This window comes from Glycomyces luteolus (assembly GCF_027622875.1).
GTDB classification, from domain to species: domain Bacteria; phylum Actinomycetota; class Actinomycetes; order Mycobacteriales; family Micromonosporaceae; genus Glycomyces; species Glycomyces luteolus.
In genome coordinates this window covers 1-21,658 of the sequence record NZ_JAPZVP010000019.1, presented here as the reverse complement: position 1 = coordinate 21,658, position 21,658 = coordinate 1, and the positions used below count along the sequence as shown (strand labels likewise).

The following is a 21,658-nucleotide window of genomic DNA, read 5'->3' as shown; positions in this document are numbered from 1 at the left end:
CGGGCCGCATCGGCCCGGCCGTTCACTCTTCCATGCCGAAGTCGCGCAGCATCGACTTGATCTGGGCCCTGTAGAACTCGTCGATGTTGTCCTGCACCGGGAGCGACCCGAACGCTTCCATGGTGACCAGCCCGAACACGCGCACCCAGGCCGAGGTGAACGCGAACACCCACGACACCGGCAGCCGTTCGCCGATGATCATCACGGAGCAGCTCTCGATGAGCTCCTGCTTGAGCCCCTCGGACATCTCGGGCATCGTGGCCGCGCCGAAGTCGAATCCTTCGCCCTTGGTCTGCCGGTAGAAGGCGGCGAGTTCGCGCCCGCACATCTGGGCGTGCTCCATCGACTTCAGCGTCACCGCGTCGAATTCCCCGGCGTCGATGGTCTTCGGGTCGGCGCAGATCGACATCGCGCTGTTGCCGTCGGGATAGCTGATCATGAGCTCGAATTCGCGGCGGTTGCCCACTGACCAGGCGCGGAACGCCCAGACCCAGGCCTTCATCCGTTCGAGGTGCGCCTCAGGCGGTGATCCGTCCATCGCCTTGCGGGTTTCGGCGATAAGTTCGTCGTAGAGGTCGCAGCAGAGCTCCAAGAGGAGCGCGTCCAGGCTGTCGAAGTAGCGGTACAGCGCGGCGGCCGTGACGCCGACGTCGCGGGCGATGGCGCGCAAGGAGATCCCGCTCGGGCCGTGCTGCAGCAGTTGGCCCCTGGCACTCGCCTTGATCTCGGCGATCGTCTCGGCGCGCATCCGTTCGCGGCGGGACGGGCCTCCCGCGGTGGTCGAGGTCACTGCTCTCCTCAGGCTACAACTTGGTTAACGGTGTTGACTCACTCAATGGGCGTTTATTAAAGTGAACACTGTTAGCTAACTAATCAACGCTCACCATCCTACCGCCAGGCGCCCCTCGTGCACCAGCGGTCAATGCCTCCCTTTTAGGAGAAGCACATGTACTCCCTGCTAGGCAGAGCGGTCATCAAGACCCGCTGGCTCATCGTCGCCGGCATAGCCGCGGTCTTCGCGATCGGCGCGACCTGGGGGCTCGGCGTCTTCGACGAGTTCACGGACGGCGGCTACGTCTCCCAGGAGTCCCGGTCGGTGCTCGATGCCGAGGCGATCGAGGAGGAGTTCGGCTCCACCGGCGCCGAGGTCGTGGTCCTGTACGAGTCCGAGACGCTGACGGCCGACGACCCGGCGTTCGCCGCGGCCGTCGAGAGCGCCGTCGCCGACATCGCCGCGATCGACGAGGTCGAGAGCGTCACCTCCTACTACGACACGCAGCTGCCCTCCTTCGTCTCCGAGGACGGGCACGCGACCTACGCGGCCGTCTCGCTCGCCGGGTCCTCCGACGAGGCCCAGGCCGAGGTCTTCGAGACGATCGAAGGCCAGCTGCGGGACGCCGGGGACACCGGCGACCTCACCGTCTCGCTCGGCGGCGGCGCGGCGATCTTCGCCGACCTGAACGAGCAGGTCCAGCACGACCTCGAGATCGCCGAGATGATCTCGATGCCGATCCTGCTGCTCATCATGATCGTGGTCTTCGGCGCGCTCGTGGCCGCCTCGCTGCCGCTGCTCATCGGCGGCATGTCGATCCTCGGCGGCTTCGCGATCACCCGCGTCATCACCGAGTTCACCGACGTCTCGGTCTTCGCCGCGAACGTCATCACCATCATCGGCCTCGGCATGTCCATCGACTACTCGCTGTTCGTGCTGCGCAGGTTCAGAGAGGAGCTCGCCGCGGGCCGCGACAAGCGCCGCGCGGTGCTCAACACGGTCGCTACCGCCGGGCGCACCGTGATGGTCTCCGGCATCATCATCGTGCTCTCGATGGGCGGCCTGCTCCTGGTCGACGTGCCGTTCCTGCACGGCATCGCGTACGGCGTCATGTCCGCCGTGGGCGTCGCCATGCTCTCTGCGCTCGTGGCGCTGCCCGCACTGCTCTACCTGCTCGGCCACCGCGTCGACAAGGGCCGCCTGCCTTGGCGCAAGAACAAGGAGCCGAAGACCGACACCGGGTTCTGGCACGGTCTCGCGGCCGGCGTGATGCGCCGTCCCGTGCTCGTGCTGCTGCCCGTCCTGGCGTTCATGGCGCTGCTCGCCAGCCCGATCCTGGGCGTGCAGTTCGGCGGTGTCGACGAGCGCGACATGCCGGAGGACTCCGAGTCGCGCATCGTCACGGAGACCATCGCCGCCGACTTCCCGGGCGGGAACGAGGAGCGGTTCCAGGTCATGGTCACCGGTGGCCAAGAAGCCGCCGCGGAGGCCACTGAAGCGCTCCTGGCCCTCGACAACGTCGACGACGTCGTGCCCGCGGCGCAGCCGACCTCCGACGCCGCCCTCTTCGACGTCCTCTACGACCTCGATCCGTTCAGCGCCGATGCCCGCGCCCTCATCGAAGACGCCCGCGCCATCGAAGTGGACGGTGCGGAGCTGTACGTGACCGGCGGCGCCTCCGACCGGGTCGACATGCTCGACGCGATCGGCGAGGGCCTGCCCTACATGCTCGGATACATCGTCATCGTCACCATGGTGGTGCTGTTCCTGGCCTTCGGCTCGATCGTGCTGCCGGTCAAGGCGGTCCTGATGAACGCCGTCTCGCTCGGCGCCGCGCTCGGCGTCGTGGTGTGGATCTTCCAGGAGGGCCACCTGTCCGGCGTCCTGGACTTCACGCCCTCTGGCTACATCGACCCGTCGAACCTGCTGCTCATGATCGCGCTGCTCTTCGCCCTCGCCACCGACTACGAGGTCTTCCTGCTCTCGCGGGTGCGGGAGGAGTGGGACAGGGGGGCCGACAACCGCACCGCGGTGCTGCGAGGCATGCAGTCCACCGGCTCGATCATCACCGCCGCCGCACTGATCCTGATCGTGGTGGTCGGGGCGTTCGCCTTCAGCGGCATCACCTTCATGAAGATGATCGGCCTGGGCATGGCGATCGCGATCTTCCTCGACGCCACCGTCGTGCGGATGCTCCTGGTGCCCGCCACGATGCGCCTGCTGGGCCGCGCCAACTGGTGGGTCCCGGGCCCGCTCGGGCGGCTCTACTCCAAATACGGCATCAAGGAGGGCGACGACTCCGTTGCGCCCGTTGAGAAGCGGTCGCCCGCTGGGTTCTGACCGCCCCTGACGCCAGGGATTCGGCGGCCCGTCCGGAAACACTCCCGGACGGGCCGCTTCTCGTTGCGGGAGTGACGGGTGGGCATTGCGGCGACGAACCTGCACTGCGGCCCGAAAGATATCGAGGAATTTAAGTTGGAGCATTGACAAGAGGCAAGCGGTTGCATAGCCTGATGTGATCTAGGAGCCGACCCCCCCCTCCGAAAGGTCCCAAAACCTTATGACCGACAACGATGTCGCTGTGGTGCGCCCGAAGCAGCGCAGCTCGGGAGCACCCCCCGGGCCGGCCGCTTCCGCACCCTCCCCGGGCCCGGAACGGGCCCGCAGGAGGACCGGCAGGTCCATCCGCTCCCGCGAGCGGTGGGCGGCGCTGAGCTTCCTGTCGCCGTGGCTGATCGGCCTGCTGGCCATCACCATCGGGCCCATGATCGCCTCGTTCTACCTCTCGTTCACCGACTACAGCCTCGGCTACGGCGAATGGGTGGGCGGCGAGAACTACGCGCGCATGTTCGAGGACCCGCGCCTCGCGAACGCCATCAAGGTCACCGCCGTCTACACCTTCGTGTCGGTGCCCCTGCAGCTCGCGGCCGCGCTCCTCCTCGCGATCGTCCTCGACCGCGGCCTGCGCGGCATGGCCTTCTACCGCTCGATCTTCTACCTGCCCTCGCTGCTCGGCGGCTCCGTCGCCATCGCGATCATGTGGCGGCAGGTCTTCGGCACCGAAGGGCTCGTCAACCAGGTCCTCGCGATCTTCGGCATCCAGGGCGAAGGCTGGGTCTCGCACCCCGACTACGCCCTCGGCACCCTGATCATCCTGCACGTGTGGACCTTCGGCTCACCGATGATCATCTTCCTGGCGGGCCTGCGGCAGATCCCCACCATGTACTACGAGGCCGCCAAGATCGACGGCGCCGGTGTGATGCAGCGGTTCGTGAGCGTCACCCTGCCGCTCCTGACCCCGATCATCTTCTTCAACCTCGTGCTGCAGATCATCAACTCGTTCCAGTCCTTCACGCAGGCGTTCATCATCTCCAGCGGCAAGGGCGGCCCGGCCGACTCCACGATGTTCCTGACGCTGTACCTCTACGACCAGGGCTTCACCCAGTTCGACATGGGGTACGCCTCGGCCATCGCCTGGCTCCTGCTGGCCATCATCGCGATCTTCACCGCGCTCAACTTCCTGATGTCGAAATTCTGGGTGTTCTATGGCGACAATGACTGAGACTCCGACCCCCGCGCCGTCCAGGTCGCGCGCCAAGCAGAGCCCCGCGACCCTCGGGGTCAAGCGGTTCCTGTTCCACCTGGTGCTCATCGCCGCCGCGATGGTCATGATCTACCCGCTGCTGTGGATGCTCTCGGCCAGCCTCAAGCCGCTCGACGAGATCTTCGCCGACCCCGGCCTCATCCCGTCCTCTTGGGAATGGGGCAACTACGCGGACGGCTGGAACGCCCTCCCGCACCCGTTCGAGAAGTACATCTGGAACTCGATGGTCATCGTGGCCGGGTCGATCCTCGGCAACCTGGTGTCGTGCTCCATGGCCGCCTACGCCTTCGCGAGGCTCAAGTTCCCCATGCGCGGCATGCTCTTCGCGATCATGCTCGGCACCATCATGCTGCCGATCCACGTCGTCATCATCCCGCAGTACATCCTGTTCAACAACCTCGGCTGGGTCGACACCTTCTGGCCCCTCATCGTGCCGAAGCTGCTGGCGACCGACGCGTTCTTCATCTTCCTCATGGTCCAGTTCATCCGGGGCCTGCCGAAGGAGCTCGACGAGGCCGCCTCGATCGACGGCTGCGGCTACTGGGGCACCTACCTGCGCGTCATCATGCCGCTGTGCATGCCCGCGCTCGCCACGACCGCGATCTTCACGTTCATCTGGACCTGGAACGACTTCTACTCGCAGCTGATCTACCTGCGCGACGTCGACCTCCAGACGGTGCCGCTCGCGTTGCGGCTGTTCATGGACTCGACGGGCACCACCAACTGGGGCGCGCTCTTCGCCATGTCTATTGTGGCACTTGGCCCGATCTTCGGGTTCTTCCTCGCCGGCCAGCGCTACCTCGTCCGGGGTATCGCCACCACCGGCATCAAGTAAACCGGCAAACAACCCTCACGCAGTCCTGAAAGGACAACGACAATGAAGTCATCCAACCCCTCGGGCGTCTCTCGGAGAACGCTCGCCAAAGCCGGGATCTTCGGCGCCGCATCCGCACCCCTCCTCGCGGCCTGCGGCAACGACGGCGGCGGCGGCGCCGACAAGGGCGACGGCGAGCTGGACTTCTGGTGGTGGGGCTCCGACCCGCGCCACGAGTACACCCAGAAGATCGTCGACGCGTTCCTCGCGAAGAACGACGGCATCACGATCAAGCCGAGCCCGAACGAGTTCGACGCCTACTGGGACGCTCTGAACGTCTCGGTCTCCGGCAACAACGCGCCCGACGTCCTCCAGCAGGACGAGCGCTACCTGCGCGACTACGCCGACAAGAACGCCCTCCTGCCGCTGGACGACATCGGCATCGACCTTTCCAAGATCGAGGAGAGCACGCTCAAGACCGGCCAGCTCGACGGCGAGACCTACGGCATCGGCACCGGCGTGAACGCTATGGCGCTGCTGGTCAACCCGGCCCTGGTCGAGGCCGCCGGCGTGGCCATGCCCGACGACAAGACCTGGTCGTGGGCGGACTTCTCGCAGTTCATCACCGACCTGTCCACCAAGGGCGACGCGATCGGCAACTCGGCGATCTCGTTCAGCAACGAATCGCTGTTCAACATCTTCGCGCGCCAGAAGGGCGAGAGCCTCTACACCCCCGAGGGCGGGCTCGGCTTCACCGAGGCCACCATGAACGAGTGGTGGCAGATGGTCCTCGACCTGCGCGACGCCGGGGCCATCCCCGAGCCGAGCAAGATCGTCGAGGCCTTCTCCGCGGGCCAGGACCAGGCGCCGCTGGCGACCGGCACCGGTGTCACCGAGTTCTACTGGACCAACCAGATCGGAGCGATCCAGAAGGTCCTCGGTTCGGACCTGGTCCTGCTGCGCGTCCCCGGCGAGAGCACCGGCACCCAGCCGGGCCTCTACCTGAAGTCGGCCATGTACTGGTCGATCTCGCGCACCACCTCGGACCAGGCCGCGGCCGCGAGTCTGGTGGACTTCCTGCTCAACAGCGACGAGTCGCTGGACCTCATGCTCGGTGACCGGGGCGTGCCCTCGAACACCGCGCAGCGCGACCGGATCCTGCCGAACCTCCCCGCCGACCAGAAGCTCGGCGCCGACTTCATCGCGGCGATCACCCCCGAGCTCGCCGAGGGCCCGCCGGTGCCGCCGGTCGGCTCCGGCTCCGCCGCGGACATCATGCTCGGCGTGTTCGAGACGATGATCTTCGGCGACGTGACCGTGGAGGACAGCACCAAGTCGTTCATGGAGCAGTTGAGCGCCGAAATCGGAGCGTAGAGTCACTTGCTTTTTACTCTGAGTGAGTTACAATAAAGGTCGAAGGGTGAACTCGAAAGAGTCCGCCCTTCCTCCTTGTCCGGCGTGAGTTCGGTACCGGTCCGGGCGGAACAGGACATCTCATGACAGGCCGTCCATGACGGCAGTCGATTTGTCGCCCGCTCGGACCGCTCCGTATCATTGGTAGGATGACCAGCCAGTTCGTGCTCACGCTCTCGTGCCCCGACCGCCTCGGCATCGTGTACGCCGTCTCGGGTTTCCTGACCCGCCGCGACGCCAACATCGAGGACTCCCAGCAGTTCTCCGAGCACGGATCGGGTCGCTTCTTCATGCGGGTCGAGTTCACCACTGCCGCCGAGCGCGACGAGCTGGCCGTCGGCTTCGCCGAGGTCGCCCGCGAATTCGACATGGACTGGCACCTCCACGACCGCGCCGTCAAGCGCCGCGTCCTCATCATGGCCTCCAAGCAGGGCCACTGCCTCAACGACCTGCTCTACCGCTTCCGCATCGGCGCCCTCCACGGCGAGGCCGCCGCGGTCGTCTCGAACCACCCCGACTGGGCCGACCTCGCCGCCTCCTCGGGCGTGCCCTTCCACTACCTGCCCGTCGGCCCGGAGGGCAAGGCGGTGCAGGAGCAGCGGATCCTCGACCTCATCGAGGAGGAGCGCATCGACACCGTGGTCCTGGCCCGCTACATGCAGATCCTCTCCTCGGACTTCTGCGCGAAGCTCCCCGGGAAGATCCTCAACATCCACCACTCGTTCCTGCCGAGCTTCAAGGGCGCCAGGCCCTACCACCAGGCTCACGAGCGCGGCGTCAAGCTCATCGGCGCGACCTGCCACTACGTCACCGCCGACCTCGACGAGGGCCCCATCATCGAGCAGGAGGTGGCCCGCGTCGACCACGCCCACAGCCCCGAGGAGCTCGTGGCCGCCGGACGCGACCTCGAATCGACCTGCCTCGCCCGAGGCCTGGCCGCCCACCTGGACGACCGCGTCCTCATCAACGGCACCAAGACGGTGGTTTTCCGCTAGCGGATAATCATGCCCGTGACTGACCAACGCGAGATCGTGCTCCTGGGCTCCACCGGCTCCATCGGCACCCAGGCCATCGACATCGTCCGCGCCAATCCCGACCGCTTCCGCGTCGTCGGCATCGGCGCGGGCGGCGGCAACCCGGCGCTGCTGGCCGAGCAGGCGATCGAACTGGAGGTCGACGTCGTCGCGGTCGCCGACGCCAAGTCCCTTGAGGACATCCAGTTGCGGCTGTTCGCCGCCGCCACCAAGGCGGGCTGGACCTCCGGCGACGCCAGGATGCCGAAGCTCATCGCCGGTCGCAGTGCCATGACCGAACTCGCGGCATGGCCCTGCGACACCGTCCTCAACGGCATCAACGGCTCCATCGGCCTCGAACCGACTCTCGCTGCCCTCAAAGCGGGACGCCAAGTGGCCCTTGCAAACAAGGAGTCCCTCGTCGCGGGCGGTCCGCTCGTTCGAGAAGTCGCCAAGCCCGGCCAGCTCGTCCCGGTCGACTCGGAGCACTCCGCGCTGGCCCAGTGCCTGCGCTCGGGTTCGATGGAGCGCGTCGCCAAGCTCGTGCTCACCGCCTCGGGCGGGCCGTTCCGCGGGAAGACCCGCGACCAGCTCGCCGAGGTCACCGTCGACCAGGCGCTCGCGCACCCGACCTGGGCGATGGGCCCGGTCGTCACGATCAACTCCGCGACCATGGTGAACAAGGCCCTGGAAGTGATCGAGGCCCACGAGCTCTTCGACGTCTCGTACGACGACATCGAGGTCGTGGTGCACCCGCAGTCGGTGATCCACTCGATGGTCGAGTTCACCGACGGCTCCACCATCGCCCAGGCCTCCCCGCCGGACATGCGCCTGCCCATCGGCCACGCGCTCGCCTGGCCCGACCGCCTCCCCGGCGCCGCGAAGCCCGTCGACTGGACGCGGGGCGCCGACTGGCACTTCGAGCCGCTCGACGAGACCGCGTTCCCGGCCGTCGCCCTCGCCAAGGACGCCGGCCGCGCCGGCGGCCTCATGCCCGCCGTTTACAACGCCGCCAACGAGGAAGCCGTCGCGGCCTTCCGCGACGGGCGGCTCCCGTTCCTCGGCATCGTCGACACCATCGAAGCCGTCCTCGCCGCCGCTCCGGAGTTCGAGCGACCCTCCAGTGTCGCAGACGTACTCGAAGCGGAGAACTGGGCGCGCGCGTGCGCCCGACGGCTAGTGTTGGACGCGTCCGAGCGTTAGAAGGAGACCGACTTGCTGGCCTACATCACCGGGATCGTCCTGTTCGCCTTGGCGATTCTCATTTCTGTGAGCCTGCACGAATTCGGCCACATGCTCACGGCCAAGGGCTTCGGCATGAAGGTCACCCGCTACTTCGTGGGCTTCGGCCCCACCCTGTGGTCCTTTCACAAGGGAGAGACCGAGTACGGCGTCAAGGGCATCCCGCTCGGCGGGTTCGTCAAGATCGTCGGCATGACCCCGCTCGAAGAGGATGAGGAAGACCTCGACGAGAAGGACAAGCAGCGGGTGTTCTGGCGCAAGCCCCTGTGGCAGCGCACGATCGTGCTCGCGGCCGGTTCGGTCACCCACTTCATCATCGGCTTCATCGCCCTGTGGATCCTCGTCGCCTTCGTCGGCGTCACCCAGAACCCGGCCTACGCCGAGCAGGTGACCGAGTCCGAGCAGAACGCGCGGGTCGCCGTCGCCCCCTGCGTCGAGTCCACCGACACGGCCGCCGCCGCGGGGGACTGCCCCGAAGGCCAGATCGAAGGCCCGGCCTACGCTGCGGGCATCGAGGACGGCGACGCGATCACCTCGGTCGGCGGGACCGCCGTCACCGACTGGGAGTCGCTCGTCGCCACCGTCTCCGGCCTCACCCCGGACCAGCCGGTCGCCGTCACCGTCGACTCGGACGGCACCGAGAAGACCACTGAGGTCGTCCCGTACGCCGCGACCGTCGAGACCGAGGACGGCAAGACCGAGACGGTGGCCCGCCTCGGCGTCTTCGTCTACACCGACCCGTCGATCGCCCCCACGGTCGCCGTCGGCCCGATCGACGGCATCGGCGAGACCTTCAGCACCACCGGCGACATGTTCAAGGAGACGTTCATCGCCCTGGGCCAGCTGCCCTCGAAGATCCCGCCGCTGTGGGACGCGATCATGGGCGGCGAGCGCGACGCCGACTCGCCCGTCAGCGTCGTGGGCGCCTCGCGCCTCGGCGGCGAGATGGTCCAGTACGACCAGTGGGCGATGTTCTTCATGCTCCTGGTGGTGCTCAACTACTTCATCGGCATCTTCAACCTGCTGCCGCTCCTGCCGATGGACGGCGGACACATCGCCATCGCCTGGTACGAGAAGGCCCGCTCGTGGGTCGCCGCCAGGCGCGGCCGACCGGACCCGGGGCGTGTCGACTACATGAAGCTCATGCCGCTGACCTACGCTGTCATCGTCCTCCTGGGCGGCTTCATGCTGCTGACGATCACCGCAGACATCGTCAACCCGATCACTATCTTCAACTAACCCGCGAATCAAGGTGGAAACTAGCCACATGACCGCAGTGAACCTCGGTATCCCCACCAAGCGCCACGACCACGACATCGAGCCGCTCGCCCCGCGCCGCCAGACCCGGCAGCTCAACGTCGGCGGCGTGCTCGTGGGCGGCGGCGCGCCCATCAGCGTCCAGTCGATGACCACCACCCGGACCTCGGACATCGGCGCGACGCTGCAGCAGATCGCCGAGCTCACCGCCACCGGCTGCAACATCGTGCGCGTCGCGTGCCCCACCCAGGACGACGCCGACGCGCTCAAGATCATCGCGAAGCAGTCGCAGATCCCGGTCATCGCCGACATCCACTTCCAGCCGAAGTACGTCTTCGCCGCGATCGACGCCGGATGCGCCGCCGTGCGCGTCAACCCCGGCAACATCAAGCAGTTCGACGACCGCGTGGGGGAGATCGCCAAGGCCGCGAAGGACGCCGGGACGCCGATCCGCATCGGCGTCAACGCCGGTTCGCTCGACAAGCGCCTGCTCCAGAAGTACGGCAAGGCCACTCCGGAGGCGCTGGTCGAGTCCGCGCTGTGGGAGGCCTCGCTGTTCGAGGAGCACGACTTCCGCGACATCAAGATCTCGGTCAAGCACAACGACCCGGTCGTCATGATCAAGGCCTACCGGCTCCTCTCGCAGCAGTGCGAGTACCCGCTGCACCTGGGGGTCACCGAGGCCGGGCCCGCGTTCCAGGGCACGATCAAGTCCGCCGCCGCGTTCGGTGCGCTGCTCGCCGAGGGCATCGGCGACACCATCCGCGTCTCCCTCTCGGCCCCGCCGGTCGAGGAGGTCAAGGTCGGCAACCAGATCCTGGAGTCGATGGGCCTCAAGGAACGCGGCCTGGAGATCGTCTCCTGCCCGTCGTGCGGCCGCGCCCAGGTGGACGTGTACACGCTGGCCGAGCAGGTCACCGCCGGACTCGAGGGACTGCCCGTGCCGCTGCGCGTGGCCGTGATGGGCTGCGTCGTGAACGGGCCCGGCGAGGCCCGCGAGGCCGACCTGGGCGTCGCGAGCGGCAACGGCAAGGGCCAGATCTTCGTCAAGGGCGAGGTCATCCGGACCGTGCCGGAGTCGCAGATCGTGGAGACGCTCATCGAGGAGGCCGTGAAACTGGCCGAGGCGATGGGCGCGGACCTGCCCGAGGAGATCAAGGGCCTCGCGGGACCGGTCGTCCAGGTTCACTGACGCGATTGTCGGATCGCCGACTCACGCGTCGGCGATCCTTCCCTAGACTCGTCCATAGGGCCAGTGAGGGCCTCACGGAACGCGTGGAATCCGGCATCTCGATCACCTTGCGCGAAATTCCACAAAGGTGACTGAGAGGGATTCCGCCGAACCGCCGCCCGGTGCCGCGCATAATGACTTCCGTGCGTGTCATGCGCAGCTTGACGGCTGCGTCCGCGAAAGGGGAGCGACCGGCATGGGGAAGTTCGAACGACAGATTTCCGAGGGCGTCACCAAGTACTACTGGTACCCCGGCGAGAAGGTCGACTGGATCAGGGGCGTGCTGACCGTTCTCGGAGGCGGACTGCTGTTCGTTCTGATCTACGTGGTCACCAAGAACAGCCTCCTCGCCGCCGTCGTCTCGGGCACCGCCGTCCAGGCGGTCGTCGGCGCCTACCTGGGCCGGCGCGACGCCGCGGGCCTCTCTGAGTTCCACGACCCCGCGACCGAGCGCCGCGAGGCCGTCGTGGACGGCACCCGCGCCGCCTGGCGCGGGACGCTGCAGGGCCTGCTGTGCGCCGGATCGGCCATGCTCGTGCTGAACATGCCTCACGCGGGGTTCCTCGCCGACTGGGTGCTGCCGTTCGTCCCCTCGATCGTCGGCGCGCTCGCCCACTCCGGCGGGATGCTCTGGGAGCGGCTGGCGCAGGAAGTGTCCTCTTCGGATGCGATGGCCGCGGCCGAGCCCGGCGCGGAGGCGCCCACGAAGGAGCTCGAAGCCGCTTAGCGCTGATCGTTCGTGAAGGCCCGCAGCCGATGCGAAGGCTGCGGGCCTTCGCGCATGCAAGGGAGTGCGGTGAGCCGACGCGGGGCGACTGCACGCCGCCTGGGTTGGACAGGCGGGGCGCTCGACCGCGGGAGGTGTCGTACACCGGGCCCGGCCTGAGCCGGGCCGCGGAACTCCTGCGGGAGCCGCGCCCCGCGCCGGCTCGGCAGGGGAGGTCTGGCGTCCTCGGAGAGCCGTGCGGGGTCCCGGACAGGCCCGTTCCGATGTGCTCGGTCACGGGTTCGCCGGTTTTCTCAGAATGCTGCCTGACGACCCGGAACGCAAGAGGTTTTCGCCGGCACCGGGGCGCTTTTTCCGCGTCGTCTCGGTAACGGAGCCGCTGCGGTGATCCACGGTGCGTGGGATCGCGTGGCCGGGCCCGTGTGCCGCCCGGGCTAGGCTTGGCGGATGAAATCCCGTCCCGCGCTGCGCCCAGGCAGGCAGAGCCCCCGCAGGAGTGTCCCCGACGCGATCGAGCGGCCCGAGTACGTCGGCAAGCCCGCGCCGTCGCCGTTCACAGGCTCGGAGGTCAAGGACGCCGAGACGATCGAGCGGATGCGCGTCGCCGGCCGCATCGCCGCCGACGCCCTCGAGACCGTCGGCAAGGCCGTCGTCCCCGGCATCACCACCGACGAGCTCGACCGCATCGTCCACGAGTACCTGTGCGACCTCGGCGCCTACCCGTCGACGCTCGGCTACCGCGAGTACCCGAAGTCCTGCTGTACCTCGCTCAACGAGGTCATCTGCCACGGCATCCCCGACTCCACCGTGGTCCAGGACGGCGACATCGTCAACATCGACGTCACCGCGTTCATCGGCGGCGTCCACGGCGACTGCAACGCCACGTTCCTCGCGGGCGAGGTCTCCCAGGAGGCCCGCGACCTCGTCGAGCGCACCTGGACCGCCACGTGGCGCGGCATCAAGGCCGTCAAGCCCGGCCGCCAGCTCAATGTGGTCGGCAAGGTCATCGAGGCGTACGCGAACCGCTTCGGCTACGGCGTGGTCCGCCAGTTCACCGGCCACGGCATCGGCACCGCGTTCCACTCCGGCCTCTACGTGCCGCACTACGACAACCCCGGACTCGAGGTCGAGATCGAGACCGGCATGACCTTCACGATCGAGCCGATGATCAACCTCGGCACCGCCGAGCACGAGATGTGGGACGACGGCTGGACCGCCGTCACCCGCGATCGCAAGTGGACCGCCCAGTTCGAGCACACGCTGCTCGTCACCGACGACGGCTTCGAGATCCTCACCATGCCCTCCAGCGGCGTCCCGGCCGGCACGCCCGAGCACCAGCGTTGAGTGGCATCAGGTCTCTAGGCTGGATCGGGGCGGCGCCGGTCCGCGAGATGCCGATGTCTCCGAGGGGTTGAGCCGGTGCCGCCCCCAATACGGCGAAGGGCCCCAGCACGAATGTGCTGGGGCCCTTCGCTTCCTTGGAGTGCTACGTCAGTCGCCGCTCACTGGGGAGCCTCGCCTTGGTGAAGAGGAGCGCCCCGATCGCGGCCAGGACGGGCACGGCCACCAGCATGATCGCGAAGCTGGCCCACGGCAGTTCCCACGTGTAGAGGACCTGCCACGGATACTGGTTCATCATGGACCGGTTGAGGGCCTCGCGGATGAGCGCGTACCCGATCACCCCGGCCACCGTGCCGAGCGCGGAGCCGAACAGGGCGATCATGACGGTCTGCCACATCGCGAACCGCTTGCGCAGCCCCGGTGCGGCGCCGACCGCGCCGAGCGTGGTCATGTCCTTCCGCTGCTCGGCGATGATGAGCCCAGTGGACACGGCCGTCGAGCCGAGGGTGATGAGCGCGCACAGCCCGGCCACGGCGAGCATCATGTAGAACGACGTCGGGTCGTTGTAGTCGGTCACCCGGAAGTTCGCCGAGATGTCGCCGTCCGCCATCTCGGCGTTGAGATCCGCCGAGATCGCCTCGCTGACCGCGCTGTCGACCACCGTCGAGGTCTCCACGAGATACCGCTGGCTCCAGACGGACTCGACCAAGCCGAGCCGCTCGGCCGCGCCGGGGCTGAGGAAGACCTTGCCGTACCCCAGCAGGTTCTCGTCGACGACCATCGCGGGCAGCTCGATCTCGGTTGTCTGCGATTCGTTCTCCTCGCCGGTCTCCGGGTCCCAGGACTCGATCTCCTGCTCGAAGACCACCGTGCCCTCGTCGGTGAGCGCCAGCGGGTCCGAGATGAGCACGCCGCCGCCCTCCAGGTGCGCCACGGCCGCATCGAGCTCATCGCCCTCGAGCTCGCTGTACGCCGCGACCACATCGGGGTCGGCAGAAGTGGGGACCTCGTAGAAGCCGTACCCGTAGCCGTCCCCGGTCTCGTTGCAGTTGGGGTCCTCCCTGGCCGCGGCCACCGCCGCCTGCAGCTGCTCCTCGGTCTCCGCCTCGGCCTCCCAGAACGAGCACACGTTCTCGGCGGGCCTGGTCATGGTCACGCTGCAGTAGGCGTTCTCGGGATCGACGTCCTCCAAGCCGCAGGTCGAATCGGTCTCGGAGAGCACGATCTGGGTGATCTCCAGATCGTCGAGGTGCTTGCCGAGTCTCGCCTCCGACTCGGCCAGCCCCTCCTCCCAAGGCGTCTCGCCGGTCGGCATCCCGGTCTCCGGGTCGTACTCGTCGCTGTCGTTCCACATGGTCAGCGTGAGCGCCCCCTGCGGCAGCAGGTGCTCCGCGAGGGACTCGCCGCGCACGTTGTTGGCGGCGATGGTCATGCTGAAGGCCATGCCGCCCGCCACGACGCCGAGGACCGCCGCGATCGCCGGGGCGGCCGAGCCGCGGTTGCGTCCGGCCTCCCGCAGCGCCATGCGCGGCGCGAGCGGCATCCAGCGGCCGAGCTTCGCCGTGAGCGCGAGCAGCGCCGGCGTGCAGGCCACCAGGCCCAGCTGCAGCATGACGATCGCGCCCGCCATGAGCGGCATGCTCCAGATCGTGACGCCCGCGAAGCCCGCGACCATGCCCCCGCCGACCATGATCAGACCGATCAGCAGCCAGAGCTTCGAACCCTTGCGGCCCGGGGTGCGCCCCATGAGGGCCGCGACCACGTTGATGCGCGAGGCGCTGATCGCGGCCGCGAGCGCCGAGAGCAGACCGGTGACGATCGCGGCGGCGACGAGCACGCCCTGGAGCCACGGCAGCACCCGCAACCCCGGCGTGCGGTAGCCGACGATCTGCTCGAGCAGCGGCCGTCCGACCGCGACCACCGCTATGCCCAGGAGCACCGCGACGACGGCCGCGATGATGCCGAACAGGATGCCTCCGGCCAGGACGACGGTCCTGATCTGCTTCGGGGTCGCGCCGGTGGCGCTCATGAGCGCGAACTCGCGGGTGCGCCGCCGAGCGCTGATCGCGAACGCGGGACCCGCCAGGAGGATGACCTCCATGACCACGACCACCACGATGAGGACGTAGAGCGTGAGCGCCGCCTCGTCGTAGTAGATCTCGCTGTACCCGTACTCGTCCGGGATCGTCGAGGGCTGGTCGAGGAGCGAGGTCGCCCAGACGCTCAGTCCGGCCTCGTTGAGCTTCAGCGCGTCCTCATAGGTGAGCTCATCGGGCGTGTCCACCAGCCACCCGGTGGTCGCGCTGGGGAAGAACGGGGCGATCGCATAGCGGCCGTTGATGTCCCACGGGATCTCGATGATCCCGCTGACCTCGAACTGCTCGTCGGATCCGCCGTTGAACAACGTGATCGAGTCGCCGACGCCGACCTCCAGGTACGAGGCGGCGTCCTCGCTGAGGACCACCTCGTCGCGGATCGGCGCGGACCCGTCGAGGTAAGTGAACCCCGCGGCCTCGTAGTTCGGGTCGGTCAGGTCGTAGCCGAGGACGTCGAGTTCGCCGATGCCGTCGGGGGTCTCGACCTGCGCCTGCTCCTCGCTCGCGGTCGAGAAGCCGTACGGGGTGATCCGCGAGCCCAGCGGCAGCTCGGCCAGAACGCCCTGCTCGGTGATCGTCCCCGGCTCGTGGCCGTCGTCGTTCTCCCGCAGCTCCCACCACGGGTACTGCTCGTTCCAGGTGAACTGGTCGAGCGGTTCCCCCGGATACTCCGCGGAGATGTACGCGTCGTTCTCACCGAGGTACTGGACCGCGGTCTCCTCCGGCGACAGCGTGGTCGTGTCGTAGGCGGAGGCGCCGATCGCGACGCCGAGCAGCGGCAGCCCCAGCAGCGTGATCGAGAGGGCCGACCGTCCCTTGTAGCGCATCGCCTCGCGGCGCGCGATCCTGAAAGCGAGTCGCTGGCTCGCCACCAGTCTCCCCACCTCAGGAACCCGCGCCTTCGAGCAGGCTGTCGGCCCCGGCCAGCGGCGCGGAGGAGTCGACGATCTTGCCGTCGCGCAGGAACACCACCCGGTCGGCCCAGCCCGCGTGCCGGGCGTCGTGGGTGACCAGGAGCCCTGCCGCGCCCGCGTCGCAGCGGCGGCGCAGCAGCTTCAGCACCTCCTCGCCGGTGTGCGAGTCGAGCGCGCCGGTCGGCTCGTCGGCGAGCACGAGCCGCCGCTCGCCGATGAGGGCCCGCGCGATGGCGACGCGCTGCGCCTGCCCGCCCGAGATCTCGTCGGGGAACCGGTCGGCCTGCTTGGCGTCGAGCCCGACCTCCTCCAGCGCGGCGAGCGCCAGCTTGCGGGCCTTGCCCGCGGAGAGTCCGTCGAGTTCCAGCGGCAGGGCCGCGTTCTCGGCGGCCGTCAAGCTCGGTACCAGGTTGTAGTCCTGGAACACGTACCCGACGCTGCGCCGCCGCAGCGCCGCGAGCCGCTTCTTGTTGAGCGAGGCGAGGACAGTGCCCTCGACGAGCACCTCGCCCGATGTGGGGGCATCGAGCCCCCCGGCGAGGTTGAGCAGGGTCGACTTGCCGGAGCCCGAGGGCCCCATGATGGCGACGAGTTCACCGGCCTCGATCGTGAGGTCGGCGTCGACGAGGGCGTGGACGAGGTTCTCGCCGGTGCCGTGGGTGCGGCTCACGCCTTTCAAGTGCAGAACGGTCATTGGGGGGTACCGCGTTCTCTCTCAGTTGGTTCGGGATCGGTCGAGTTCAGGCGTCGCTTCGGCCGGGTCCGGCTCGCCGACCGCGAAAGGAAACGGCGCGGGCAGTTCGGCACGGGCCACGACGGCCTCGGTGTGGTCGAGCCAGCGGATCTCCGCCTCGGCGCGGAAGATCATCGACTCCAGCACCAGCCGCCAGGCCAGTTCCGCGTGCTCCTCGGCGGATTTGAGCCGCGTGTACTCCTGCAGCAGGCGCAGGGTCGCCCCCCGCTGCCGCTGGATCACGTCGGTGACGTCCACGCCGGGCGTGGTCACCGCCAGCGCGAGCTTGATCGTGAGTTCGTCCCGGGGCCGGTCGGCGGCCTGCACCGGCGAGGCGAACCAGCCGGCCAGGTGGCGGCGGCCCGTCTCGGTGATCCGGTAGGGGCGCTGGCCGGAGTCGTTCTCCGGGAGGGCCTCGACCAGCTCGTCGCGTTCGAGCCGGTTGAGGGTGGTGTAGACCTGTCCGATATTGAGCGGCCAGGTGTTCCCCGTGGCGCTCTCGAACGCGGCCCGCAATTGATAGCCGTAGGCGGGTCCCCGTTCGAGCAGCGCGAGGAGGCTGTGTTTGACGCTCATGTGCAACCTCGTATCGCTACTGGATCTCTCCGAGTGGAGAGATACCGAGTATGGCATAACTGGTATGCAGCATGGGGATACAGGGTATGGCCATGTCGTTGAACGCCGGTGAACGGGACGGGACTACTCGGGTCGGCCGGGCCAGGGGTCGGCGGCCGACTGGCCGATCGCGATCCGCCAGCGCGCCAGCGTCGCTGCGGAATCGCCGTACATCCGCAGGCAGATCTCCCGCTCGTTCGGCTCGGACGAGACCACGCCCGCCCGCCAGGCGGTCGTCACGCTCGTTTCGACGGCGAGCAGCAGCTCCTGGGCCGCGGCGGCGTCGGCGATCGGCTCGATGTCGTAGCCCGCCAAGGAAGGAGCCGCCTCGAGCTGGTGCTCGCCGTAGTAGTCGAGCAGCGTGTCGCGCCTCGAGCGATGCTCGGCCTCGAGCTCCTCGGCGATCCAGCGCGGGTCGCCGTCCAGGTGCACGGCGGCGGCGCTGTAGGCGTAGATCGCCGCGTACTCGGCGGCGAGGCCGGTGTCCACTGCGGTCATGCGAGCACCGCCGCGTGGGCGGCGCGGCAGGCCGCGATCTCGCCGAACAGCACGGCGTAGTCCGAATCGGTGGTGAGGCAGGCGTCGGCGGCCTCCTGGCTGCCCGCGGATTCGGCCTCGGCGAGCGCGGCGGTGTCCGCCGGGAGATCGCCGGTCTTGTCGGCGACCGCATTGGGCCGCAGGAGCCGCTCCAATGTGGCGGCGTGGGTCAGGTGGTCCTCGGCGAAGTCGCCGAATCCCAGCGCTTCGGCGGCCGCGGCCAGCGCGCGCGCGGTGTGGAGCGCGGCGGTGAGATCCGCGTCTGACGTGATGATGTGTGCCGTCTCCCGGGTGCATCCGGCGGCCGTGAGAACGGCCGCCCCGACCAGGAGTCCGCGTCGGGTCGTGAACACCCACCCAGTTTCCCAGGCTGCCTTTCCATTCTGTCCCCGGGCGGTTAATCTCGGCCGAACAGTCAACCTGGAGGGAAGTGCGCATGGGTTCTGAGCGGCAAGCCGAGGTAGAGGCGATCCTGGCTCCGGCCGTGGCCAAGGTCGGGTACGACCTGGAGGGGCTGCAGGTCACCAAGGCCGGTCGGCGGCTGCTCGTCCGCGTCCTCGTGGACAAGGACGGCGGGATCAGTCTGGACGATGTGGCGGTTGTCTCGAAAGCCTGCTCGAAGGCCCTGGACGAGTCGGACTCCACGGGTGGGCCCTTCGCCGACACCCCCTATACCCTGGAAGTGTCCTCGCCAGGCGTGGACCGTCCGCTGACCGAGCCTCGGCACTGGCGGCGTAATATTGGGCGCTTGGTAGCCGTGCACATCGGGGAGGAGCCCGTCACTGGGCGCGTCACGGCCGCCAGCGAGCGGGGGATTGAACTAGAAGCCGACGGCGTGCGCCGCTCGGCTACCTATGCCGAGCTGGGGCCCGGCAAGGTGCAGATCGAGCTGAGATGAGCGTCTGCTCGAAGACGCGGCTCGCACGCCTTGAACGGCCGCGGTGAGGACAACTCAAGACTTAAGGAGTACGGGTGCATATCGACCTGGCCGCGCTGCGGTCGCTGGAACGCGAGCGCGACATCCCTTTCGAGACCATCCTCGGCGCTATCGAATCGGCGCTGCTGACCGCCTACAAGCACACCCCCGGGGCCGATGAGCGCGCGCGAGTAGTGGTGAACCGCGACAGCGGTATCGCCAATGTCCTTGTGCCGGTAGTGAACGAAGAGGACGAAGTCGTCTCGGAGCGTGACGACACCCCCGAGGGCTTCGGCCGGATCGCTGCCCAGACCGCGAAGCAGGTCATCCTGCAGCGGCTGCGCGAAGCCGCCGACGAGGTCAACTACGGCGAGTACTCCGGCAAGGAGGGCGACATCGTCACCGGTGTCGTCCAGGCCCACGGCGAGCGCAACGAGCGTGGGATCGTCACCGTGGACCTCGGCAAGATCGAGGCCACCCTGCCCCTCAACGAGCAGGTCCCCGGCGAGAACTACGAGCACGGCAAGCGGATTCGCGCGATCGTCATCCAGGTGAACCGCACCGCCCGCGGCCCGCAGATCACGTTGTCGCGCACACACCCGGCACTGGTGAAGAAGCTGTTCGCGTTCGAGGTGCCCGAGATCGACGAGGGCGCGGTGGAGATTCCGGCCATCGCACGTGAGGCCGGTCACCGTTCCAAGATCGCGGTGCGCGCCACAACGAAGGACGTCAACGCGAAGGGCGCGTGCATCGGCCCGATGGGCTCGCGCGTGCGTGCCGTCATGAGCGAACTCGGCGGCGAGAAGATCGACATCGTCGACTGGGACGCGGACCCCGCGCGCTTCGTCGCGAACGCCCTGTCCCCGGCGAAGACCCTGTCGGTGCGGGTGGTGGACGAGTCCACGCGCTCCACTGAGGTGATCGTCCCGGACTATCAGCTTTCGCTCGCGATCGGCCGCGAAGGCCAGAACGCCCGCCTCGCCGCGCGCCTCACGGGGTGGCGGATCGACATCAAGTCCGACGCGCACGTCTCCGGCGGCGCGAAGGAGGAGACCGGCCCGGCCGGTGGCGGTCGGCGGTCCGGGAGGTAGACTGAATATCGGATCGCAACGTGACGCAGCGGTAGTCCGCACCTGTGTGGGATGCCGCAGACGCGCATCGGCCGCTGAGCTGCTGCGCGTCGTCGTTCAACGCTCTGAGGGTTCCCCGAACCGTTTGGTTCCGGACCCGCAGCGCCGCCTCAGCGGCCGCGGAGCCCATGTGCACCACGACCTGAACTGCCTTGAACAGGCAGTTCGTAAGCGTGCGTTCGCCCGAGCCCTCAGAATCGAGGGAACGGTAGACGTTGAAGCGGTGCGAACCCATGTCGAGTCGGAGTCGGCCGAGAGGCCGACTCCCGCACACGAAGCAGGTAGAGACCGAATGAAGACCACGCGATGAAGTTCTGCGAATGAACACGTTGCTAGTCGGTAGATAAGGTCGGCGGGCGCTGCCCGTACGACCTCGAATTGAGGAGTGCAGTGGCAGCAAAGCCCCGCGTACATGAACTTGCCAAGGAACTGGGCACGACGAGCAAGGAACTGCTCGCCCGCCTCGGTGACATGGGCGAGTTCGTGAAGTCAGCGTCGAGCACGGTCGAGGCGCCTGTCGCGCGTCGACTGCGGCAGGAATACGACGCCGCACAGGGCGCCCCGGCAGCGTCGGCCGGGAAGAACGAGTCCCCGACGCCCGAACCCGCCAAGGCGGCGGCCCCCAAGGGCCCGCGCCCGGCGGCACCGAGCCCGTCCAAGATCATGCAGGCCAAGGTCGAGGCCAAGGACGCCAAGTCCGAGGCGAAGGCCGAAGCCGAAGCGAAGAAGGCCGTGAAGAAGGCCGCCCCGAAGCCGGGTGCGGCCGCGCCGAAGCCCGGGCCCAAGCCGGCCCCCGCGCCGGCCCCGGCCGAAGCCAAGCCCACGAGCGCCCGCGACATCGAGGTGGCCGCGGAGCAGAAGCGCGCCGAGGAGCTGGTCAAGCGCCAGCAGGAGCAGGCCGAGGCCGCCAAGCGCGCCGCCGCCGCTCCGAAGCCCGGCCCCAAGCCCGCTCCCGCCGCCCGCCCGGGCGGCCCGAAGCCGGGCCCCAAGAACCCGTTCGGCGTCGGCAACGCCGGTGCCAAGCCGCGTCCCGCTGCCGCTGAAGGCGGCGGCGAGCGCCCTGGCGGTCCCCGCCCGAGCCCGCGCATGATGCCCCCGCGGCCGAACCCGGGCATGATGCCCGGTCGTCCCGCTGGCGGCGGTCGTGACAGCGGCGGTCCCCGCGGGGCCCGCGGCGGCGGTCGCGGCGGACCCGGCGGCGGCGGCGCAGGTCGTCCTGGCGGCGGCGGTCGTCCCGGTGGCGGCGGCGGCAACTACCGCGGCACGTTCGGCGGAGCCGGCGGCGGTGCCGCTGGCGGCGCCG

General features: G+C 68.5%; 20 protein-coding genes. 14 read left to right on the top strand and 6 right to left on the bottom strand.

What is annotated here, in order from left to right; genetic code table 11:
- Window positions 1-22 precede the first annotated feature (22 nt).
- The gene (locus O1R50_RS20690; protein WP_270112094.1) at window positions 23-790 is read right to left on the bottom strand and encodes a TetR/AcrR family transcriptional regulator; all 768 of its coding nucleotides are present in this window, start codon (window positions 788-790) and stop codon (window positions 23-25) included.
- A 156-nt stretch (window positions 791-946) separates the two neighbouring features.
- Between O1R50_RS20690 and O1R50_RS20685 the strand changes: the two genes are divergently transcribed.
- The 10 genes from O1R50_RS20685 (at window position 947) to map (ending at window position 13,417) form a co-directional block, all read left to right on the top strand.
- Window positions 947-3,112, top strand: a complete 2,166-nt coding sequence (locus O1R50_RS20685) for an MMPL family transporter (protein WP_270112091.1) — start codon at window positions 947-949, stop codon at window positions 3,110-3,112.
- Window positions 3,113-3,332: 220 nt separating this feature from the next.
- A complete protein-coding gene (locus O1R50_RS20680; protein WP_270112090.1) occupies window positions 3,333-4,334 on the top strand; it encodes a carbohydrate ABC transporter permease in 1,002 nt (333 codons plus the stop codon).
- Window positions 4,318-5,211, top strand: coding sequence for a carbohydrate ABC transporter permease (locus tag O1R50_RS20675; protein ID WP_408612768.1), 894 nt, complete (start codon window positions 4,318-4,320; stop codon window positions 5,209-5,211). The genes O1R50_RS20680 and O1R50_RS20675 overlap by 17 nt, the downstream gene beginning before the upstream one ends.
- A gap of 42 nt (window positions 5,212-5,253) precedes the next feature.
- Window positions 5,254-6,564, top strand: coding sequence for an ABC transporter substrate-binding protein (locus O1R50_RS20670; RefSeq protein WP_270112087.1), 1,311 nt, complete (start codon window positions 5,254-5,256; stop codon window positions 6,562-6,564).
- A 188-nt stretch (window positions 6,565-6,752) separates the two neighbouring features.
- The gene (purU, locus tag O1R50_RS20665) at window positions 6,753-7,598 is read left to right on the top strand and encodes a formyltetrahydrofolate deformylase (protein WP_270112086.1); all 846 of its coding nucleotides are present in this window, start codon (window positions 6,753-6,755) and stop codon (window positions 7,596-7,598) included.
- A 36-nt stretch (window positions 7,599-7,634) separates the two neighbouring features.
- Window positions 7,635-8,819: a 1-deoxy-D-xylulose-5-phosphate reductoisomerase gene (gene dxr / locus O1R50_RS20660; RefSeq protein WP_408612771.1), complete on the top strand. Its 1,185-nt coding sequence runs from the start codon at window positions 7,635-7,637 to the stop codon at window positions 8,817-8,819.
- Window positions 8,820-8,834: 15 nt separating this feature from the next.
- Complete coding sequence (locus O1R50_RS20655) at window positions 8,835-10,097, top strand: M50 family metallopeptidase (protein WP_408612770.1); 1,263 nt, start codon at window positions 8,835-8,837, stop codon at window positions 10,095-10,097.
- Window positions 10,098-10,125: 28 nt separating this feature from the next.
- The gene (gene ispG / locus O1R50_RS20650) at window positions 10,126-11,307 is read left to right on the top strand and encodes a flavodoxin-dependent (E)-4-hydroxy-3-methylbut-2-enyl-diphosphate synthase (protein ID WP_270112081.1); all 1,182 of its coding nucleotides are present in this window, start codon (window positions 10,126-10,128) and stop codon (window positions 11,305-11,307) included.
- 235 nt (window positions 11,308-11,542) lie between these two features.
- Window positions 11,543-12,073 carry a hypothetical protein gene (locus tag O1R50_RS20645; RefSeq protein ID WP_270112080.1) on the top strand — a complete coding sequence of 177 codons (531 nt, stop codon included), beginning with the start codon at window positions 11,543-11,545 and terminating at the stop codon, window positions 12,071-12,073.
- Between the two features lie 447 nt (window positions 12,074-12,520).
- Window positions 12,521-13,417, top strand: a complete 897-nt coding sequence (map, locus tag O1R50_RS20640; protein ID WP_270112078.1) for a type I methionyl aminopeptidase — start codon at window positions 12,521-12,523, stop codon at window positions 13,415-13,417.
- Between the two features lie 142 nt (window positions 13,418-13,559).
- Here map and O1R50_RS20635 read toward each other — a convergent pair whose 3' ends face one another.
- From O1R50_RS20635 to O1R50_RS20615, 5 genes are all read right to left on the bottom strand, one after another.
- Entirely contained in the window at window positions 13,560-16,382 is a 2,823-nt protein-coding gene (locus tag O1R50_RS20635) for an ABC transporter permease (protein ID WP_270112077.1), read from the bottom strand.
- 13 nt (window positions 16,383-16,395) lie between these two features.
- Window positions 16,396-17,118 (bottom strand): ABC transporter ATP-binding protein, encoded by a 723-nt coding sequence (locus O1R50_RS20630; protein WP_270112075.1) that lies wholly within the window; start codon window positions 17,116-17,118, stop codon window positions 16,396-16,398.
- Between the two features lie 21 nt (window positions 17,119-17,139).
- Window positions 17,140-17,733, bottom strand: coding sequence for a PadR family transcriptional regulator (locus tag O1R50_RS20625; protein WP_270112074.1), 594 nt, complete (start codon window positions 17,731-17,733; stop codon window positions 17,140-17,142).
- 123 nt (window positions 17,734-17,856) lie between these two features.
- Window positions 17,857-18,270, bottom strand: coding sequence for a DUF4439 domain-containing protein (locus O1R50_RS20620; protein WP_270112073.1), 414 nt, complete (start codon window positions 18,268-18,270; stop codon window positions 17,857-17,859).
- A complete protein-coding gene (locus tag O1R50_RS20615; protein ID WP_270112072.1) occupies window positions 18,267-18,662 on the bottom strand; it encodes a hypothetical protein in 396 nt (131 codons plus the stop codon). The genes O1R50_RS20620 and O1R50_RS20615 overlap by 4 nt, the downstream gene beginning before the upstream one ends.
- A gap of 83 nt (window positions 18,663-18,745) precedes the next feature.
- On the opposite strand from O1R50_RS20615, the gene rimP reads away from it, so the two are divergent.
- The 4 genes from rimP to O1R50_RS20600 form a co-directional block, all read left to right on the top strand.
- The gene (gene rimP, locus O1R50_RS20610) at window positions 18,746-19,207 is read left to right on the top strand and encodes a ribosome maturation factor RimP (protein ID WP_270112071.1); all 462 of its coding nucleotides are present in this window, start codon (window positions 18,746-18,748) and stop codon (window positions 19,205-19,207) included.
- 74 nt (window positions 19,208-19,281) lie between these two features.
- Window positions 19,282-20,316, top strand: a complete 1,035-nt coding sequence (nusA, locus tag O1R50_RS20605) for a transcription termination factor NusA (RefSeq protein ID WP_270112070.1) — start codon at window positions 19,282-19,284, stop codon at window positions 20,314-20,316.
- A complete protein-coding gene (locus O1R50_RS26470; protein WP_408612767.1) occupies window positions 20,291-20,665 on the top strand; it encodes a YlxR family protein in 375 nt (124 codons plus the stop codon). The genes nusA and O1R50_RS26470 overlap by 26 nt, the downstream gene beginning before the upstream one ends.
- Before the next feature lie 80 nt (window positions 20,666-20,745).
- A partial coding sequence (locus O1R50_RS20600; protein ID WP_270112068.1) for a translation initiation factor IF-2 N-terminal domain-containing protein occupies window positions 20,746-21,658 on the top strand: 913 nt, incomplete at its 3' end.

Coding starts and splice junctions, on each gene's coding strand:
- O1R50_RS20685 (WP_270112091.1), top strand. CDS start 947: ATGTACTCCCTGCTAGGCAGAGCGGTCATCAAGACCCGCTGGCTCATC.
- O1R50_RS20680 (WP_270112090.1), top strand. CDS start 3,333: ATGACCGACAACGATGTCGCTGTGGTGCGCCCGAAGCAGCGCAGCTCG.
- O1R50_RS20675 (WP_408612768.1), top strand. CDS start 4,318: ATGGCGACAATGACTGAGACTCCGACCCCCGCGCCGTCCAGGTCGCGC.
- O1R50_RS20670 (WP_270112087.1), top strand. CDS start 5,254: ATGAAGTCATCCAACCCCTCGGGCGTCTCTCGGAGAACGCTCGCCAAA.
- purU (WP_270112086.1), top strand. CDS start 6,753: ATGACCAGCCAGTTCGTGCTCACGCTCTCGTGCCCCGACCGCCTCGGC.
- ispG (WP_270112081.1), top strand. CDS start 10,126: ATGACCGCAGTGAACCTCGGTATCCCCACCAAGCGCCACGACCACGAC.
- O1R50_RS20645 (WP_270112080.1), top strand. CDS start 11,543: ATGGGGAAGTTCGAACGACAGATTTCCGAGGGCGTCACCAAGTACTAC.
- map (WP_270112078.1), top strand. CDS start 12,521: ATGAAATCCCGTCCCGCGCTGCGCCCAGGCAGGCAGAGCCCCCGCAGG.
- O1R50_RS20630 (WP_270112075.1), bottom strand. CDS start 17,118: ATGACCGTTCTGCACTTGAAAGGCGTGAGCCGCACCCACGGCACCGGC.
- O1R50_RS20625 (WP_270112074.1), bottom strand. CDS start 17,733: ATGAGCGTCAAACACAGCCTCCTCGCGCTGCTCGAACGGGGACCCGCC.
- O1R50_RS20620 (WP_270112073.1), bottom strand. CDS start 18,270: ATGACCGCAGTGGACACCGGCCTCGCCGCCGAGTACGCGGCGATCTAC.
- rimP (WP_270112071.1), top strand. CDS start 18,746: ATGGGTTCTGAGCGGCAAGCCGAGGTAGAGGCGATCCTGGCTCCGGCC.